This window comes from Prevotella sp. BV3P1, assembly GCF_000479005.1.
Taxonomy (GTDB): domain Bacteria; phylum Bacteroidota; class Bacteroidia; order Bacteroidales; family Bacteroidaceae; genus Prevotella.
This window is the reverse complement of record NZ_AWXC01000009.1, coordinates 25,660-43,776: the sequence shown is the minus strand read 5'-3', so window position 1 is coordinate 43,776 and position 18,117 is coordinate 25,660. Positions and strand designations below refer to the sequence as shown.

General features: G+C 49.3%; 15 protein-coding genes and 1 pseudogene. 11 read left to right on the top strand and 5 right to left on the bottom strand.

What is annotated here, in order from left to right:
* Window positions 1-701 precede the first annotated feature (701 nt).
* Together HMPREF1254_RS03175 and HMPREF1254_RS03170 are read left to right on the top strand one after the other, a co-directional pair.
* Entirely contained in the window at window positions 702-1,025 is a 324-nt protein-coding gene (locus HMPREF1254_RS03175; protein ID WP_023057194.1) for a hypothetical protein, read from the top strand.
* Between the two features lie 98 nt (window positions 1,026-1,123).
* The gene (locus tag HMPREF1254_RS03170) at window positions 1,124-1,921 is read left to right on the top strand and encodes an ADP-ribosylglycohydrolase family protein (RefSeq protein WP_023057208.1); all 798 of its coding nucleotides are present in this window, start codon (window positions 1,124-1,126) and stop codon (window positions 1,919-1,921) included.
* A gap of 154 nt (window positions 1,922-2,075) precedes the next feature.
* On the opposite strand, the gene HMPREF1254_RS03165 is transcribed toward HMPREF1254_RS03170, so the two are convergent.
* The gene (locus HMPREF1254_RS03165) at window positions 2,076-3,926 is read right to left on the bottom strand and encodes a heavy metal translocating P-type ATPase (protein WP_023057205.1); all 1,851 of its coding nucleotides are present in this window, start codon (window positions 3,924-3,926) and stop codon (window positions 2,076-2,078) included.
* 207 nt (window positions 3,927-4,133) lie between these two features.
* On the opposite strand from HMPREF1254_RS03165, the gene ruvB reads away from it, so the two are divergent.
* From ruvB to nadC, 6 genes are all read left to right on the top strand, one after another.
* A complete protein-coding gene (gene ruvB / locus HMPREF1254_RS03160; RefSeq protein WP_023057203.1) occupies window positions 4,134-5,168 on the top strand; it encodes a Holliday junction branch migration DNA helicase RuvB in 1,035 nt (344 codons plus the stop codon).
* A gap of 16 nt (window positions 5,169-5,184) precedes the next feature.
* Entirely contained in the window at window positions 5,185-5,658 is a 474-nt protein-coding gene (gene coaD, locus HMPREF1254_RS03155) for a pantetheine-phosphate adenylyltransferase (RefSeq protein ID WP_023057198.1), read from the top strand.
* Window positions 5,659-5,706: 48 nt separating this feature from the next.
* A complete protein-coding gene (gene ybeY, locus HMPREF1254_RS03150) occupies window positions 5,707-6,132 on the top strand; it encodes an rRNA maturation RNase YbeY (protein ID WP_023057189.1) in 426 nt (141 codons plus the stop codon).
* Window positions 6,133-6,253: 121 nt separating this feature from the next.
* The gene (gene nadB / locus HMPREF1254_RS03145) at window positions 6,254-7,840 is read left to right on the top strand and encodes an L-aspartate oxidase (protein WP_023057186.1); all 1,587 of its coding nucleotides are present in this window, start codon (window positions 6,254-6,256) and stop codon (window positions 7,838-7,840) included.
* 21 nt (window positions 7,841-7,861) lie between these two features.
* On the top strand, window positions 7,862-8,854 hold the full coding sequence (gene nadA / locus HMPREF1254_RS03140; protein ID WP_023057191.1) for a quinolinate synthase NadA: 993 nt from the start codon (window positions 7,862-7,864) through the stop codon (window positions 8,852-8,854).
* 65 nt (window positions 8,855-8,919) lie between these two features.
* The gene (nadC, locus tag HMPREF1254_RS03135; RefSeq protein WP_023057209.1) at window positions 8,920-9,801 is read left to right on the top strand and encodes a carboxylating nicotinate-nucleotide diphosphorylase; all 882 of its coding nucleotides are present in this window, start codon (window positions 8,920-8,922) and stop codon (window positions 9,799-9,801) included.
* A 307-nt stretch (window positions 9,802-10,108) separates the two neighbouring features.
* On the opposite strand, the gene HMPREF1254_RS12500 is transcribed toward nadC, so the two are convergent.
* Both HMPREF1254_RS12500 and HMPREF1254_RS12495 read right to left on the bottom strand, forming a co-directional pair.
* The gene (locus tag HMPREF1254_RS12500; RefSeq protein WP_442792394.1) at window positions 10,109-10,279 is read right to left on the bottom strand and encodes a cation transporter dimerization domain-containing protein; all 171 of its coding nucleotides are present in this window, start codon (window positions 10,277-10,279) and stop codon (window positions 10,109-10,111) included.
* Window positions 10,280-10,294: 15 nt separating this feature from the next.
* A pseudogene (locus tag HMPREF1254_RS12495) lies at window positions 10,295-10,441 on the bottom strand (cation diffusion facilitator family transporter); the annotation flags it as partial.
* 407 nt (window positions 10,442-10,848) lie between these two features.
* Here HMPREF1254_RS12495 and HMPREF1254_RS03125 point away from each other — a divergent pair.
* Window positions 10,849-12,471: a BspA family leucine-rich repeat surface protein gene (locus HMPREF1254_RS03125; RefSeq protein WP_023057195.1), complete on the top strand. Its 1,623-nt coding sequence runs from the start codon at window positions 10,849-10,851 to the stop codon at window positions 12,469-12,471.
* A gap of 183 nt (window positions 12,472-12,654) precedes the next feature.
* On the opposite strand, the gene HMPREF1254_RS03120 is transcribed toward HMPREF1254_RS03125, so the two are convergent.
* Both HMPREF1254_RS03120 and HMPREF1254_RS03115 read right to left on the bottom strand, forming a co-directional pair.
* Window positions 12,655-14,931: a hypothetical protein gene (locus tag HMPREF1254_RS03120; RefSeq protein ID WP_051331267.1), complete on the bottom strand. Its 2,277-nt coding sequence runs from the start codon at window positions 14,929-14,931 to the stop codon at window positions 12,655-12,657.
* Window positions 14,912-15,832, bottom strand: a complete 921-nt coding sequence (locus tag HMPREF1254_RS03115) for a hypothetical protein (protein WP_023057199.1) — start codon at window positions 15,830-15,832, stop codon at window positions 14,912-14,914. The genes HMPREF1254_RS03120 and HMPREF1254_RS03115 overlap by 20 nt, the downstream gene beginning before the upstream one ends.
* 225 nt (window positions 15,833-16,057) lie before the next feature.
* On the opposite strand from HMPREF1254_RS03115, the gene ychF reads away from it, so the two are divergent.
* Together ychF and lgt are read left to right on the top strand one after the other, a co-directional pair.
* Window positions 16,058-17,161: a redox-regulated ATPase YchF gene (ychF, locus tag HMPREF1254_RS03110; RefSeq protein WP_023057184.1), complete on the top strand. Its 1,104-nt coding sequence runs from the start codon at window positions 16,058-16,060 to the stop codon at window positions 17,159-17,161.
* A 66-nt stretch (window positions 17,162-17,227) separates the two neighbouring features.
* Window positions 17,228-18,076 carry a prolipoprotein diacylglyceryl transferase gene (lgt, locus tag HMPREF1254_RS03105; RefSeq protein ID WP_023057193.1) on the top strand — a complete coding sequence of 283 codons (849 nt, stop codon included), beginning with the start codon at window positions 17,228-17,230 and terminating at the stop codon, window positions 18,074-18,076.
* Window positions 18,077-18,117 lie beyond the last annotated feature (41 nt).

The window sequence follows — 18,117 nt, the reverse complement described above, 5'->3', positions numbered from 1 at the left end:
GTTCATTATCACTTAGATGCGTCTTCTTACAGTATGGCAATCCACATGCAACAAAGTCTATTGCTACGATACCGATAAGCAAAATGTTTGTAAATAATTTCATTTATCTCAATACTCTGTTAATTCTCATATAATCGTTTGAAAACAAACGAGTTTATTAACTATATCTACTAATAAAATTTATTTAAAAGGCAGACTGCCAGCAACTTTATAGCAAATTAAACATCAAGTAAATGACAGAAGAACCACTCAACCCATATACAGAAATCTGCAGAGATGCCGTCAAAAGCTTATCTGCAAAATTAGGTAAAACTTTCGAGAATCCACTCTTGGGGATTCTCTTATTGTACACGGCGATACAAAGAAAGATAAATTCACTTAGATGAAGCGTTATGGTACCATTGCAAGCAGAGATAGACAACGAATTTCAATTGCAACCGGGTTATGTGCATCAACTGGGTTAGGCTATGGGCATTTGGGTTGCCAGCCTGTGGAAAAGTGCCGTGCTTGCTGTGCTTGCTGCTACTCAAAAGGTTTACACCGACACGCCAATTTGTTGAATATTTTATCAAAAAATGGCCCCAAAAACGACTCTTCAAAACTTTCAATATAGAAAAAAAACAATAGGCAAACGTACTGCAAACAAGCGGTTATTTGGTGCGTCATGTCGATTATTTACACAAAAAAGCGGGGTTTAAGCTATGAAAGGCATCATTTTGCCTGCTTACCAACATGCTATTGCCGTGCAAAAGCATACAAATTGGGCACTTCAAGCAATGCTTTTGGCAGAAAAGCGCATGACTTTCGGGAGCCAACAATTGGCGAAAATTCGTAACGTTATGTGTATGAATGAGATACAAAAGTCGCTCATGCTTGGCGTATTTGCGACCAAGATCAAGGTTGTTCGCAAATACGCCAAGGAGAGAAGGGTATGTTGTCAAGAAAATTCTTTATGTCTGATTGGCAGTCACTCCATATCATCTACGAAACAGATAGGACAAATTATAGCGCATACTGTTTGTTAATAAAGCATAAAATCAAATCTCCTTCTTTATTGATAGATAAAAGTATGGAAAGTATTTTATACATTTGTCAAACACCTTAAATTCTATTATATTGTTATATGTTAGGAGCCATCATCGGCGACATTGTAGGTTCGCCATACGAATTTGACCAATCTGCGCCAAAAGCAGGTTTCACCTTCTTTGCGGAAGAATGCAGTTACACCGACGACACCATCTGTACGGTGGCCATAGCCGACGCCATACTCCGGATGCGCCCTTATCAAGAGTCGCTTCTCGACTGGTGTCACCGCTATCCCACCCCCATGAACGGGTATGGCAGCATGTATCAAACTTGGCTACAAGAGAAGAACCCACTCCCACAAAGTTCGTTTGGCAATGGCGCAGCCATGCGCGTAAGTCCGATAGGATGGCTCTTCGACGACTTTCATGACGTGCTTCGCGAAAGCAAACGCTGCACCGAGGTAAGCCATTGCCACAGCGAAGGCATCAGGGGAGCGCAGTGCATCGCCACGCTGGTGTATTGGTTGCGTACCTGTCGCATCACGAAAGACGAAATAGAGAATGCCGTCAAGAGCAGATTCGGGTATGACATTCCACCCTTGAAAGACATCTATAGAATAGGCAACCTGGGACACTTTGACAGCACATGTCAAGAAACGGTTCCATGGGCCATCCGCTGTTTCCTGGAAAGTGAGAGCTTTGAAGACGCCATTCGCATTGCCGTTGGCGCGGGTGGCGATACCGACACCAAGGCTGCCATCTGCGGAAGCATTGCCGAAGCTTATTATGAAGTGCCGGAAGAACTGATTGAACAGGCTTACGAATACCTGCCCAGCGACATGCTACGCGTCATTGATCGTTTCTACGATCACGTGGGAAGGAGGATCGATTCGTAACATCACGCAGCATTGCACGCAAGCAACATCGACACGGCCACCCATCGATCTTCATACGATGGGTGGCCGTTTCGATTGATGTTGAATTTCCAATCATGATCCATGACCATAACTGACGGGCATCAGGCCTACGGATGTCATGATGGGACGCTTGCTATTTGTTGTTCTTCAAGAAGATGCGCGACGAATTGAGCACGGCCAATAGTGCCACACCCGAATCGGCAAACACGGCCATCCACAGGTTAGCCAGGCCCAACAGCCCCAACAGCATCACCAGAGCCTTGATGATGAGGGCCAGCCAGATGTTCTGATTGACGATTCGGCGCGTGTATTTACCGATACGGATGGCATCGGCCACCTTCGAAGGTTGATCGGTCTGAATGATGATATCGGCGGTTTCGATGGCCATGTCAGAACCCAATCCACCCATGGCAATGCCCACATCACTCAGTGCCAGCACCGGTGCGTCGTTGATACCATCGCCCACGAAGGCCACACGCTGCCCCATGTATTTGGCCTGTTCTATGTGTTTCACCTTGCCTTCGGGCAGCAAGTCGCCGTATGCCTTGCGTATGCCGAGGCTCGAAGCTACCTTTGAAACCAGCTCCTGACGATCGCCCGACAACATCTCCACACGCACGGGCAGCGATTCAACAGCCTGTTTGGCATCATCTTTCACCTTGTCAGCCAGGATGATATGCCCCACATAGCGACCGAGATGGGCCACACAAACCACAGTTTCGGGAATATTGCGCAACGCATCTGGGAAGAATACATTTTCACGCTCCAGCAGTTTCAGGTTGCCCACCAGCCACTCATCGGTCTGCAAGCCATGCCCGGCAATGTCTTTGGCATCTATCTTCTCGTCCGTCGGACAATAACGCACGATGGCTTTAGCGATGGGGTGATTGCTCGACTTCTCGATAGCCGACACCGTCTTGAGCGTTTCCTCATCCAGTCCCTCCACACTTTGCACGGCAAATTCGCCCGTAGTGAGCGTGCCGGTCTTGTCGAACATCACCAAATCAACCTCGGTAATGGCGTCAAGGTAGTTGCTCCCCTTGAACAGAATGCCCCGCTTAGAGGCCGAACCGATACCCGCAAAATAACCCAGCGGCACGCTGATGACCAGCGCGCAGGGGCAAGAGATAACCAGGAAGACCAACGCACGGCGGAACCACTCGCTGAAAACGTAGGTAAAGTTGGCGTCGAACAAACTATATAGATAAGGTAGCAGAATGGTCAAGGCCGCCAGCATGACAACGATGGGGGTGTAAATGCGAGCGAAGCGACGAATGAACAGTTCGGTAGGAGCCTTGCGATCGGCAGCATCTTCCACCATTTTCAAGATGCGCGAGATGGCCGACTGACTTTCAGGACGGGTCACCTTAAGGCGTAAAACTTGGTCAACGGCTATCATGCCCGCCATCACCTCCTCGCCTTTCTCCATCGTTCGGGGCATCGATTCGCCCGTCAGAGCTGCTGTATTCAGCGAGGCCGAATCTGACAACAGGGTGCCATCAAGTGGCACTCGCTCGCCAGCCTTCACCTCAATCACATCGCCCACGGCCACTTCAGCGGGCTGTTTCTCCACGGTTGTGTCATCAACGACCACGCGAGCCAGGGTTGGTCTGAAAGCCACCAGCGCGCGAATGTTATCTCTGGCACGGTCTACAGCACGGTCTTGCAACGCCTCACCAATGCAGTACAGCAGCATCACGGCAACCGCTTCGGGATATTCACCGATGGCGAAAGCACCGATACAGGCAATCGTCATGAGCATGAACTCACTGAATACGTCGCCTTTCGCGGCACATTCCCACGCTTCTTTCATCACCGGCAGGCCCACAAAGGCAAACGCCACGACGTACCATGCCAAGGATATCCATTGGTCATCGAGAATCGTTAACCCAATATATGGGGCTGCGATGCCCACGACAAGCATCACGCCCGATAGGATAATCTTCCACCAGGCCATCTGCTCTTCTTCATGAATGTCTTCCATATCTTTGTGTATATTAAAATTTTACTGCTGCAAAAGTACGAAAAAGAAGATGCAACCGGGTTGCAAAGTGCACCTTGCACCAAGGAAAAGAGCCACTTGCCACACGCCATTCTTTGTCTCGGCATGCGTTAAATAACATCTGTTGCAAGCATTATCAATTAAAAATGATTATCTTTGCATAAATTAAAGATGACTGTCTCGACAAGTATGGAAGAAGATTTCGACATCAGAGATGAACGCATTTCATCGGCAGAAAAAGAGTTTGAGAATGCGTTGAGGCCCCTGAAATTCAACGATTTCAGCGGGCAACCTAAGGTTGTGGAGAATCTTCAAATCTTCGTAGAGGCTGCCAAATACCGCGGCGAACCGCTCGATCACACCCTCTTGCACGGACCTCCCGGACTGGGAAAGACCACCTTGAGCAACATCATTGCCAACGAACTGGGCGTAGGGTTCAAACTAACCAGCGGACCAGTGCTCGACAAACCGGGCGACTTGGCTGGCATCTTGACCTCGCTCGAGCCAAACGACGTGCTGTTCATCGATGAGATTCACCGTCTGTCACCGGTAGTCGAAGAGTATCTGTACTCGGCCATGGAAGACTATCGCATCGACATCATGATCGACAAGGGTCCGTCGGCGCGCTCTATCCAAATAGACTTGAACCCGTTTACCTTGGTGGGAGCCACCACGAGAAGCGGACTGCTCACGGCACCGCTGCGTGCTCGTTTCGGCATCAACATGCACTTGGAGTACTATGCGCCCGAAACATTGCAGAAAATCATCAGGCGCAGCGCAAACATCCTCAACGTACCCATTGACGAGGACGCCGCTCACGAGATCGCACGTCGCTCCAGAGGCACGCCTCGTATCGCCAACGCCCTGCTGAGAAGGGTGCGCGATTTCGCACAAGTCAAGGGAAATGGCAGCATCAACACCCGCATCGCACAGTTTGCCTTACAGGCATTGAACATCGACCAATATGGGTTGGACGAGATAGACAATAAAATCTTGCTCACCATCATCGACAAGTTCCAGGGCGGTCCCGTAGGACTGAGCACCATTGCGACCGCCATTGGCGAAGATACGGGCACGGTGGAAGAGGTGTACGAGCCTTTCCTCATCATGGAAGGATTCATCAAACGAACGCCAAGAGGGCGCATGGCCACCCATTTAGCCTACGAACATCTGGGCAGAGATCTTTACAAAGGCAACTTGATGGAACCCGGACTGTTTACTTAACGACAAGGAAGAAAACATGGATAGCAAGCCTAAAATCGGCATTTTCGCAGGCAGTTTCGATCCCTACACCATCGGACACGACTCCATCGTTCGTCGCGTCTTGCCCCTGTTTGACCGCTTGGTCATCGGTGTGGGTGTGAACATGCAAAAAAAATATAGATACAGCGATGAAGAACGCGTCAAGGCCATTGGCGATTTGTATGCCGATGAGCCGCGCATCAGCGTGAAGTCGTATCACGACTTGGCCGTGGATTTCGCCAAACGAGAGGGCGCCAAGTACCTCATCAAAGGCGTACGGTCGGTGAAAGACTTTGAGTACGAGCGCGAACAAGCCGACATCAATCGGCAAATTGGCGGCATCGACACCATTCTGCTGTTTGCCGATCCAGGGATGGCCAGCGTGAGTTCGTCACTCGTGCGCGAACTTTTACACTATAGTGCCGACGCATCCATGTTTCTTCCCCAACGAAAAACAGATCATACAAAATAGATCTAACAAACACACTCATACGAGTGGAAACCGAAAAATGGTTTTTATATGATTACCTATAACACAGACGGCGTGAAGATGCCGAAGATTAAAAAGCGCGAAACATCCGCTTGGATCAAGGCCGTAGCAGCCACCTACGGACGCAAAATAGGAGAGGTGGGCTACATGTTCGTTAACGACGAGAAGATTCTGGAAGTGAACAACGAGTACTTGGGACACGACTATTACACCGATATCATCACCTTTGATTACGACGAGGGCGACATCATCAATGGTGACATCGTCATCAGTCTGGACACGGTGCGCACCAACGCAGAGCGTTTCGGCAAGCCCTACGAGGAAGAACTCTATCGCGTGATCATCCATGGCATCCTGCATCTCTGCGGCATCAACGACAAAGGTCCGGGCGAACGCGAAATCATGGAGGCTGCAGAAGATAAGGCTTTGGCTATGAGAAAGCAGAAAACAACATAAAATGAACTATCAGAAGGGAGGCTACGGTCTCTCTTTTTCGTTTTTTGCAACCCAGGTTGCATGTGTGATTTTTTTTCATTATCTTTGCGTGGATAGGTTTATTAACATAACATAGCACATCATGATACGAAAATTTGATTTCCTGGTAATAGGGGGTGGAGTGGCAGGCATGAGCTTTGCACTCAAAGTTGCTAACAGTGGAAAAGGTAAAGTGGCCTTGGTTTGCAAGACTACCCTGGACGAGACCAACACGTCCAAGGCACAGGGAGGTATCGCCTCGGTGACTAATTTGAAGGTAGACAACTTCGAAAAACACATCGAGGACACGATGATTGCGGGCGATTTCATCTCCGACCGCAACGCGGTTGAACATGTTGTGCGCAACGCTCCCAAGGCCATTGACGACTTGGTGAAGTGGGGAGTCAACTTCGACAAGACCCCTGAAGGCCAATTCGACTTGCATCGGGAGGGAGGACACAGCGAATTCAGAATATTACACCACAAGGATGACACGGGCTTTGAAATTCAAAGAGGATTGATGAATGCCGTGAGAACCAACAAGAACATCACCGTGTTGGAAAACCATTTCGCTGTTGAAATCATCACCCAACACCATTTGGGCATTGAGGTGACGCGCAAAACGCCCGACATCGAGTGCTACGGCGCTTACATCTTGGATCCCGACACCCATAAGATAGACACCTTCTTGAGCCGCGTCACCCTGATGGCAACGGGCGGAACGGGTGCCGTGTATGCCACCACGTCCAATCCAAACATCGCCACAGGCGACGGCATTGCCATGGTTTATCGGGCCAAGGGAACGGTCAAGGACATGGAGTTCGTGCAGTTTCACCCAACGGTGCTTTACAATCCGGCCGAAACTCACCCCGCCTTTCTCATCACCGAGGCCATGAGAGGGTACGGTGGCGTGCTGCGTTTGCCCAATGGTGAGGAGTTTATGCAGAAGTACGACAAACGATTGTCACTGGCTCCGCGTGACATTGTGGCCCGCGCCATTGACAGAGAGATGAAGCTCCACGGCCTCAACCACGTTTGTTTGGACGTCACTCACAAAGATGCGGAGGAGACCAAAAAGCACTTTCCGCACATCTACGCCAAGTGTCTCACCATAGGTGTCGACATCACCAAGGAGTACATCCCCGTCTGTCCCAGCGCACACTACATGTGTGGAGGTATCAAGGTTGACCTCAACGGCGAGAGTTCCATCCACCGACTCTATGCGGTGGGCGAATGCTCATGCACCGGTTTACATGGTGGAAACCGCTTGGCCAGCAACTCACTCATCGAGGCTGTGGTTTATGCCAAGTCGGCTGCCGAACATGCCGTGCGCGTTATCGACGACTATCAGTTCAACGACAAGGTGCCAGAATGGAATGATGAAGGTACAATGAGCAACGAAGAGAAGGTGCTCATCGCCCAAGACGAACGCGAAGTGGGACAAATCATGTCCAACTATGTGGGCATCGTGCGGAGCGACCTGCGCCTACATCGTGCTTGGAAACGCCTCGATCTGCTCTACGAGGAGACCGAAGAGCTGTTCAAACGCGTCAAAGCCACCAGAGATATCTGCGAACTGCGCAACATCATCAACGTGGGATACCTCATCACACGGCAGGCCATCGAGCGCAAAGAGAGCCGAGGACTGCACTATACAGTAGACTATCCCAAACATGCCTACGACCTTTAGCAGGCACTTATACAATACATTATGATCAAACAAGAATGGAAGGAAAAAGGCTTTGTCAACGAGCCAATCCCAGAAGGAACAGACATCAAGGCTGAGATACGCCGGATGTGCAAAGAGAAGAATGCCATCATCATGGCTCACTATTACACAGAGAGCGATGTTCAAGATATCGCCGACTTCGTGGGAGACAGCTTGGCACTGGCGCAAAAGGCTGCCACCACCGATGCTGAGATTATCGTCATGTGCGGCGTTCACTTCATGGGCGAGACCAACAAGATACTCTGTCCTGACAAGAAAGTGCTGGTACCCGACCTCAACGCCTCGTGTTCGCTGGCCGAGAGCTGTCCGGCCGACGAGTTCAAGCAGTTTGTTGAGGCGCATCCCGACCACACCGTGATTAGTTATGTCAACACCACCGCTGCCACAAAAGCCGTCACCGACGTGGTGGTAACCAGCAGCAACGCGCGCCAAATCGTTGAATCATTCCCCAAAGACACCCCGATTATCTTCGGTCCCGATGAGAATTTGGGCGGATACATCAACAGCCTGACCGGCCGTAACATGCTGCTTTGGAAGGGTGCCTGCCATGTACACGAGAAGTTTTCGGTAGAAAAGATTCTCCAACTCAAGGCCGAACATCCGGGTGCCAAAATCTTAGCACACCCCGAATGCAAAGGGCCGGTGGTCAAATTAGCCGACAAGGTGGGCAGCACGGCGGCCCTGCTGAAGTACAGCATCAACGATGAAGCGAAAGAATTCATCGTGGCCACCGAGAGCGGAATCCTGCATGAAATGCAGAAAGCGGCTCCGCAGAAAACATTCATCCCTGCTCCTCCCAACGATAGCACCTGCGCTTGCAACGAGTGCAACTACATGAAGCTCATCAACATGTGCAAGCTATACAACTGTTTGAAGTATGAATGGCCCACTATAGAGGTTCCCGCCGACGTGGCACGAAAGGCCATTCGACCCATCAACCGCATGCTGGAGATATCCAAGAAGTTAGGACTCTGACCGTTTTTCACACGACTATATGCCAGTCAACTCATCATTTTTCATCATCACAAAATCAAGAAATCATGCTCTCCGTACAAGAATTGAATGACAAATTGTTTGACCTCGCCTTCAGTGAAGATATTGGTGACGGCGATCACACCACGCTGTGCTGCATCCCTGCCGATGCCATGGGCGAATGTAAGCTACTCATCAAAGAGGAAGGAATATTGGCTGGCGCAAACATTGCCCAAGAGGTGTTCCATCGTTTTGATCCCAACTTGGAGGTCGAGATACACATACCCGATGGCACGCACGTCCACCCGGGCGACATCGTGCTGACGGTTAAAGGGCGCGAGCAAAGCCTTTTGCAGACCGAGCGATTGGTGTTGAACATCCTACAACGCATGAGTGGCATCGCCACCATGACGCACCGCTACCAGCAAGCCTTGATTGAGGCTGGCACAAAGACACGCGTGCTGGACACCAGAAAAACCACACCGGGCATGCGCATGCTCGAGAAAGAGGCGGTGAAGATAGGCGGGGGCATGAATCATCGCATCGGACTGTTCGACATGATTCTGCTTAAAGACAACCATATCGACTTTTGCGGGGGCGTACGCAATGCCATCTCGCGTGCCAAGAAGTATTGCAAAGAGCATGGCAAGAACCTGAAAATAGAGTGTGAGGTGCGCAATTTCCAAGAGTTAGACGAGGCATTGGCCGAGGGATGCGACCGCATCATGTTCGACAACTTCACGCCCGAGCAGACCCGCCAGGCCGTAGAAAAGGTCAACGGACGCTGCGAAACCGAATCGAGTGGCGGTATCACGTTCGACACCATGATTCCATACGCCAAAGCGGGGGTTGACTTTATCTCCTTTGGTGCGCTCACCCACAGCGTGAAGGGACTGGACATGAGTCTGAAAGCCGCTGGAAGTGACAAGCTCAAAATCCAACAAGGATGACTTGAAACATCAGCCTCGGCAGATTTTGAGCTAATTTTTTGATTCTAAAAACACAGGCGAAAGCCGAGTGCTTTCGCAGCTGCTGAAATCAAATGAAAAAGCTGTTGAAATCAAATGAAACAGCTGCTGAAATCAAAGGTCGCAGCTGATAGCATCAATGACCATTCCCTTTGATTTCTAATCTCAATCACTTTGGCACCCAATCTCCATGCTTTTGCCTTTCAAAGTCAATGACTTTGCCACTCAATGTCATTGACTTTGAAAGGCTTTTCTTAATCTTTTGACTCATAATTCATTACGCCCACATTCAAGACTGTGTTGACGTGCGGCTGTGTTGGTTCATTTCTTTCGGACTCACATAACAGCCATTCACCTTCAAAGGCTCCAGATGCAGGGCGATGTGGGTGTGCTCGCCAAATTGCTCGCGCAACCTTTTTTCGATGCGGGTGGCCTTCTCATGCGCCTCATAGAGCGACATCTCGCACGGCATTCGCACGGCATCAGCTATCATGGCAGCCGACCCACCCAAGATTCCAGCCGTGAACTTGAACGCCAGCAACACAGCATTGATGATGCTGCCGGCTATGGTGACACGGTATATGGACTGTTCTCGCTGACGGTCGGAATCGGATTTTTCCATCAATGTTTTGAGATTAAAGGGTTGCACCTGCAAATATAGTGATTTTTAACTACACGCTGTGTACACCTTTAGAATATCTGCAAAATAACATGACGCTCAATCTCATTTTCTAATATAGGTGGAAGCGCACTCGATTGAAACGATTGATCGTTCAAATATTTTTAGGGTAAACCGTTGTTTTTCTGGTTTTTATATTTAATTTTGTGTTCGTATTCACCTTCTGCGACACGCAACCGATATGGCTAAGGTGAGATTTCCGATGCAGAAACATCATCTGTTCACGAAAAGATGAATGTGTACTGCAATCCGCAATTGATAGTTAATCACGGTCACGAGTTTGCCCGCACCACCCCTTGGGAAACAAGACGGACAGATGACCTCTTTTTATTCATTCAAAACCAATCATCATGAGAAATTATCTACTTTCACTCTTCGTCGCCCTTTTGGCGGTCACGGGTAGCCTGCCTGCGGTAGCACAAGAGGCTTATGCCGTATTAACACCTGACGATACACTCACTTTTTATTATGATAATCAGCGCGCCACTCATTGGTATTATATCTGCATTTACGATATGCCCGAACCTTGGAAAGCTCCCGCTTGGGCAGGTGATTATGATAAACATCAGGAAAATATCAAGCACGTCGTGTTCGACGTTTCCTTTTCCAAGTACCGTCCCACCAGCACCCTCTCTTGGTTCAAATATTGTATCAATTTACAGGACATCAAGGGCATACAAAACCTGAACACCGAAAAGGTTACCAACATGTGGGACATGTTCTGTGGCTGCAAGGCATTGACATCGCTCGATGTGAGCAAATTCAATACCCAAAACGTCACTGACATGGGCTGGATGTTCTGTGGCTGCGAGGAATTGACATCGCTTGATGTGAGCAAATTCAATACCCAAAACGTCACCGACATGGGCTACATGTTCGCTCGCTGCAAGGCATTGACATCGATCGACCTAAGCAACTTCAATACCCAAAACGTCACCAATATGGAAGACATGTTCGCTGACTGCGAGGCATTGATATCGCTTGATGTGAGCAAATTCAACACCCAAAACGTCACCAACATGTTTTGCATGTTCTCTGGCTGCCAGGCATTGACATCGCTCGATGTAAGCAACTTCAACACCGAAAACGTCACCAACATGACGATGATGTTCTCTTACTGCAAGGCATTGACATCACTCGATGTGAGCAACTTCAACACCCAAAACGTCACCAACATGAACCGCATGTTCTCTCATTGCCAGGCATTAACATCGCTCGACCTAAGCAACTTCAACACTCAAAACGTCACCGACATGGGCTACATGTTCGCTGACTGCAAGGCATCGACAGCGCTCGATGTAAGCAACTTTAACACCCAAAACGTCACCAACATGAACCGCATATTCTATAACTGCCAGGCATTAACATCGCTCGACCTAAGCAACTTCAACACTCAAAACGTCACCGACATGAGCAGCATGTTCTATTTCTGCTATTCATTGACAGCGCTCGACCTAAGCAAATTCAACACCCAAAACGTCACCAATATGGAAGACATGTTCTATTACTGCAAGGCGTTGACATCACTTGACCTAAGCAAATTCAACACCCAAAACGTCACCAACATGAGTAGGATGTTCTATGACTGCTATTCATTGACATCACTCGACCTAAGCAAATTCAACACCCAAAACGTCACCGACATGGGCTACATGTTCGATTTCTGTTATTCCCTAACCACTATTTTCTGCAACACTAACTGGAATACTGGTCATGTATTTAATGATTATAGAATGTTTCAATCCTGTGAGCAACTAAAAGGTACCAACATTGCGTACGACCGATACAAAACCGGCATTGAGATGGCTAACCCCACCACGGGTTACTTCACAAGCAAGACTACAGGTATTGACCACGTGAAGACTGCCGACCGGGCAAGCGATGGCAAAGCATACGACCTTAGCGGCCGTCGTGTGAACGAGAGCTACAAAGGCATCGTTATTAAAAACAAAAAGAAATATATTCAGAAATAGAAGTTCTATCCCAACCTAACAAAACACTCCACTCCACCCTCCTATAGGAGAACAGAGTGGAGTGTTTTCGAATGGTTACAAACAACGACTGGAGATAAATTCCGGAAGCATCACACCATTTCCCGGATGTGTTTCGGAGCGTGATAAATCTCGCCCCTACGGGTGATACTGATTATCTTCAATTCAGTAGGGGCAAGTAAATTCTTCTAAGAAACAACCATCGTAGGAGAAAAATGCGAAGGGTGTCGTCAGTCTGGTTCTCTCGAAAGCCTTGAGTTCCTCACAGCGGGAGATGTATGGGGCGATGCGCTCGGCATTGTCGTGTGCAAATTCCGCGAGTCGCATCATGGCTCGGGATTGTCGCGAAGCAGGATGCACGGAAGGGTTGCTAAGGTCGTGATATACCCCGATGGTGCCGTCCCACCCTTTCTCATACCACGAATCCTGCGGGATAAAAGCCAGGGCGTAAAGGCTTTTCTGCTTCAACGAGAAGTCTGACGAGCGCGCACTCTCTTCCAACAGGTTGATGGCATAGGCCACAAAGTCCATGTTGCCCGTCTTGGTGCTGTCTTGCGCAGAGCTGAGACCATACTGCGTGAGCCACCAGCAGTCGCCCAAATAACTGGCCTGATAATAGAGCGAGGCCAGTTCGTAGGCCTTTTCGAGACGCTGCTCCGATGGCCGCATGTTGCGATAGAGATGCTGCACAGCAAGAATACGACGGCAAAACTCTACTTTCCGGTTTGTGGTAAGCAGGGGCATGTAACCCTCAAACTCGTCCCCCACTTTCTGTTTGGTCAGCCATCGCTCCGTCTCATAGCTGCGATGACGGACATAAGGCACGATGTTCTGGGTATTCAGAAAGGCCATACTCACCTTTTCAAGATAGGGAATAGCCTCGGCAAACCTCCCTCGTGCCATGAGTTTGGTGCCGATCAGGTCGTTGTAATAATCGGCATCGCGATAGCATTTATCCCACACATAGCGTTGCAAAGCATCCTTGGGCTTCTTGCTGAGGAAACGCGCGTAATGCTTGAGCTGCTCCACATTAACGCTGTCGAGAGCCTCGAAATACTCGCCAAAATAATCTGAGTTCCATGGCTTGTCGGCGGCCTTGAAGTCAGGATGTCGCCAGTTGGGCATACCCACAATGCGCTTGAACTCGTTATCCATCATGCAAAGCATCGCCATGGCCATCGTGCGGTCGCCCGATTTGAAATAGCGGGACACCAATCCGTTGTACACAATGCGTTCTTTCACATCGCGATAATGGTCGTCGGTCAGCACGCTGTCGGTTATATCCAGCTTCGACTTGGCATCGAGCCACTGCAATTCGGCCGCCATCCATTGGCGATACTTCCTTTTCATCGGCTCCACAAACACCGAGTTGGCCGCGTAGATGGCGCGCGCATTGTCCTTCATGCGGGGCGTTCCGTTGAGGGTGAGCGCTTTGGCGAGGTCGATTTTAGCCCGTTGATAGTCGTCCATTTGGTGCTCCAGACAACCTATGGCCGACATCCAGAGGCAGGGCGTGCGGCTCTTTCCACTGGCCACCACCCTACGGGCAAAGTCGATAAACTGCCGAGCTTCGGGCTTATAGATGGACTGTGCGCCTATCTCCCTAATCCAGTTCACCTTGTCGGAATCCTCCGGATAAACTTCTTTCGAGAGCCATTCGTTGGCATAGACATCCTGCGTTTCCTGCAAGTTGTTCACAAAGTCCTGCACAAGATAGAGCAACGTGGGCGAATTGGGATTTTCGGCAAACACCTTGCTGATACCGGCAAGGTTGCGATAGTTGCGCACGCTGTATTGCAAACTTGCGAAGTCTTCCTGCGCAGCATAGATTTCCACTGCCTCACGACGTTGCCCAAGGCGCAAGAGACAACCCGCATAGAGGTTTTGCATCAGGTCTCGGTAGACGCTTTGTGGCAGTTTTTGTCCCTGCCGCGTCCAACAGTTCATGGCCTCTCGATATTGTTTCAGGGCGAAATGCGTGCGCATCACCATCAGCATATATTGCGCTCGAAACCTTCTTCCCTTGTATTTTCGGGCCTCAGCCTGAAGTTCTCGCATGGTGGCCTGGCTCTGGGCAATTTTCTCCTTCGACGGATATTCCCAAGCGTCGTAAAAGACAGAGGCATCGATGTAGGAATTAAGCAACCTCAGGTAGCCCATCATCTCGGTGTCTCCCTTGCGCTTGGCCACATCCATTACCACCTCCCGGCTCCACCGATAGGAAGAAAAACGGGGATCGTTGCCGACATATTTGTTCCAAAACACCTCGGTCTCGGTTCCGAAACGATCTCCCATCAAGCTGCGATGAAACACGCTGAAAAGGTAATAGTTGTGGGTAGGCCCCTCAAATGCGCATGCCATCGCGCCGAGACAAGGAATCAGGGCCAGGATCAGGGTAACTAATCCTGTCCGAAAATTAATGCTACTGATAGATATTTTCATAGTCGTTGGGAGTAAAACGGTTGATATTCTTGTTGTTGAGATGATAGAGTATCACCTCGCTGTTGGCCTCCGGGCGCAGACTGTCCACAGCTCGCCGGGCAGCCATGATGTCATCAAGTTCAGGCTGGCGCGTGGCTACACTGTCACCCTGCAACACGGGAAAATCGTCATCACCATGCATAATACCCACATATTTGCCATCGCGGAACAGCACACGCCACGTGAATAGCGGGTAAGCGACGTTGAGAGGCAATTTGTATCGGGGCAAACTGTGCAGATAAGGTTTCACGTCTTTCATGTCGAGAATTGGCTTATGGACGGAGAGTTGGGTGAAATCGCCGGTGTTGTACATCATCAGGATACCCTTGTCCACAGGTGGAACTTCGAGCGACAACTGGTGCAGACGGATGGTAGCCGACAGTGTCAACCTATGCTCATGACAGAGATCGCGCATACGTCGGAGCATACTGAAATAGCGTTTCTGCGTGCTCATAGTCCAGTCGCAGTCTATTTGGATTTCTCTGATGCCCTTGATGTCGTGCGTTTCGTTCATCTGTAGAATACGGCGAAACACTTGGTCGGCTATGTCATCAATGCTTCCCGCTTGGAAACGATTGACGATAAACACCACGGGCACAATCTCGACACCTTGCGGCAGGGTGTCGGCAAAGGTGATTGTGGCATTGGGCATGGGGTGCATCTCTTCGTCTGGTGTCACGTCGAAATATCTGATGTAGAGTTTTTTCACATGGTGCATGCGAAGGAAGGCACGCTCGGCAGAATCGAGTCGGAAAGTGGTGCGCCAGTAATATATGCTGCGGGTGGCAACTTCGTTTGTTTGCCTGCCACCACAAGCTGCAAGGAGCAAAATACAAAAGAGTGATATCCAAAGTTTAGTCATTCTCCGGAATTTTTGAATAAAATTATAAAAATATTGACTAACAACAAGAACAATGAGGACAAATATTGGCAAAGAAGGCAAAAAAGACCATATTCGAGCCAGAACACGCGAGTCGCGGCATGATGGATTCCCTTTCAGCCAGCACTTTTATACGCTTTTCCTCGTTCGTTTCCCAATCTTTTTCGTAAATTTGCACATTATAATATAAACGTTTATCATAACGACATGTCATTAAAATGTGGTATTGTAGGGTTGCCAAACGTGGGCAAGTCTACCCTGTTCAACTGCTTGTCGAGTGCCAAGGCACAGGCGGCAAATTTTCCTTTTTGTACAATTGAGCCCAACGTGGGCGTGATAACGGTACCCGATGAACGGCTCACCAAACTGGCGGAGATCGTGCATCCGGGACGCATCGTGCCTGCCACATGCGAGATAGTAGATATTGCAGGATTGGTAAAGGGAGCGTCCAAAGGCGAAGGCTTGGGCAACAAATTCTTGGGAAACATACGCGAATGTGATGCGCTGATACACGTTATCCGCTGTTTCGACGATGACAACGTGGTACGCGAGGGCGGTATGGCGGTGAATCCCGTCAGTGACAAAGAGGTGATTGACACGGAATTGCAACTCAAAGACTTGGAAACCATCGAGGCACAACTATCCAAACAACAAAAAATAGCTGCTTCGGGCAACAAGGAAGCCAAGACGCTTGTTACCGTATTAGAAGCCTACAAGGAGGTGTTGGAGCAAGGAAAGAACGCACGGACGGTGTCGTTCGACACCAAAGAGGAAGAGGAGGCAGCGCACAACCTGTTTCTGCTGACCACCAAGCCCGTACTGTATGTGTGCAATGTGGACGAGGCAAGTGCCAAAGAGGGCAACGCTTATAGTGCCCAAATAGAGAAAATTGCCCAAGAAGAGGGCGCTGAAGCCATGGTGATTGCCGCCAAGACCGAAGAGGATATTGCATCGTTGGAGACCTACGAGGACAAGCAAATGTTTTTAGAAGAGTTGGGATTGACCGAAAGTGGCGTGAACCGCCTCATCAAAAAGGCTTATTCGCTGCTCAACCTGCAAACATTCATCACGGCTGGCGAAATGGAAGTAAAGGCTTGGACGTACCACAAAGGCTGGAAAGCACCACAATGCGCCGGCGTCATTCATACCGATTTTGAGAAAGGTTTTATCCGGGCAGAGGTCATCAAATACGATGATTACATCAAATATGGCAGCGAAAGTGCCGTCCGTGAGGCTGGAAAATTAGGTATCGAGGGCAAAGAATATGTGGTGCAAGACGGTGACATCATGCACTTTAGATTTAATGTTTAATGAACAACAATTGGGCTAATAAGCCTGATTAGGCGAATTAGCCCAATAGCCCAATAACAAAACAATATGATAGACCACCTACTTTACATCCTGTGGAATCCTGATTTAGAGATATTCCGCATCGGCAATTTTGCCATTCGTTGGTATTCAACCTGCTGGTTGATAGGACTTGCCTTGGCATACTTCATCGTGAAATGGCTCTATAAAGACCAAAAGGTGAAGGATGCGTATTTCGATCCGCTGTTTATATATTGTTTTTTGGGCATTTTAATCGGTGCCCGATTGGGACACTGCCTGTTCTATCAGCCCGAATACTTTTTGTCTTCGTGGACGCATGTCGTCGAAATGTTCCTGCCTATTCACCAGATGGCGGACGGTTCATGGAAGTTTACGGGGTACGAGGGATTGGCTTCGCACGGTGGTACGATAGGACTCATGTTGGCACTCTATCTGTACTATCGCAAAACAGGCATGAACTTGTGGCATGTACTCGACGACATTGCCATCGCCACTCCAATCACTGCGTGCTTTATCCGCTTGGGCAACCTCATGAACAGCGAGATTATCGGCACACCAACCAATGTGCCTTGGGCTTTTATTTTTGAGCGAGTAGACATGACGCCACGCCACCCAGGACAGTTGTACGAGGCGATTGCCTACTTTTTCTTCTTCTTCGTCATGCTGCATTTCTACAAGCGAACCTCCAAAAAGGTGGGCACTGGTTTCTATTTCGGCTTGTGCCTGACCCTCATTTTCACGTTCCGCTTCTTCATAGAATACACCAAGGATATACAAGTTGACTTCGAGTCGGGCATGATTTTCAACATGGGACAACTGCTGAGCATTCCTTTTATCATCCTTGGCATTGCCTGCATGAGGGGTGGAACATGGATGAAGAAGTTGGGAGCGAAATAATATTTTCGTCCCTACGCTAAGACTTACTGAGGCATCCATCC

Coding starts and splice junctions, on each gene's coding strand:
- lgt (WP_023057193.1), top strand. CDS start 17,228: ATGATAGACCACCTACTTTACATCCTGTGGAATCCTGATTTAGAGATA.
- nadB (WP_023057186.1), top strand. CDS start 6,254: ATGATACGAAAATTTGATTTCCTGGTAATAGGGGGTGGAGTGGCAGGC.
- HMPREF1254_RS03115 (WP_023057199.1), bottom strand. CDS start 15,832: ATGACTAAACTTTGGATATCACTCTTTTGTATTTTGCTCCTTGCAGCT.
- nadA (WP_023057191.1), top strand. CDS start 7,862: ATGATCAAACAAGAATGGAAGGAAAAAGGCTTTGTCAACGAGCCAATC.
- nadC (WP_023057209.1), top strand. CDS start 8,920: ATGCTCTCCGTACAAGAATTGAATGACAAATTGTTTGACCTCGCCTTC.
- HMPREF1254_RS03125 (WP_023057195.1), top strand. CDS start 10,849: ATGAGAAATTATCTACTTTCACTCTTCGTCGCCCTTTTGGCGGTCACG.
- ychF (WP_023057184.1), top strand. CDS start 16,058: ATGTCATTAAAATGTGGTATTGTAGGGTTGCCAAACGTGGGCAAGTCT.
- HMPREF1254_RS03120 (WP_051331267.1), bottom strand. CDS start 14,931: ATGAAAATATCTATCAGTAGCATTAATTTTCGGACAGGATTAGTTACC.
- HMPREF1254_RS03165 (WP_023057205.1), bottom strand. CDS start 3,926: ATGGAAGACATTCATGAAGAAGAGCAGATGGCCTGGTGGAAGATTATC.
- coaD (WP_023057198.1), top strand. CDS start 5,185: ATGGATAGCAAGCCTAAAATCGGCATTTTCGCAGGCAGTTTCGATCCC.
- HMPREF1254_RS03170 (WP_023057208.1), top strand. CDS start 1,124: ATGTTAGGAGCCATCATCGGCGACATTGTAGGTTCGCCATACGAATTT.
- HMPREF1254_RS03175 (WP_023057194.1), top strand. CDS start 702: ATGAAAGGCATCATTTTGCCTGCTTACCAACATGCTATTGCCGTGCAA.
- HMPREF1254_RS12500 (WP_442792394.1), bottom strand. CDS start 10,279: ATGTCGCTCTATGAGGCGCATGAGAAGGCCACCCGCATCGAAAAAAGG.
- ybeY (WP_023057189.1), top strand. CDS start 5,707: ATGATTACCTATAACACAGACGGCGTGAAGATGCCGAAGATTAAAAAG.
- ruvB (WP_023057203.1), top strand. CDS start 4,134: ATGGAAGAAGATTTCGACATCAGAGATGAACGCATTTCATCGGCAGAA.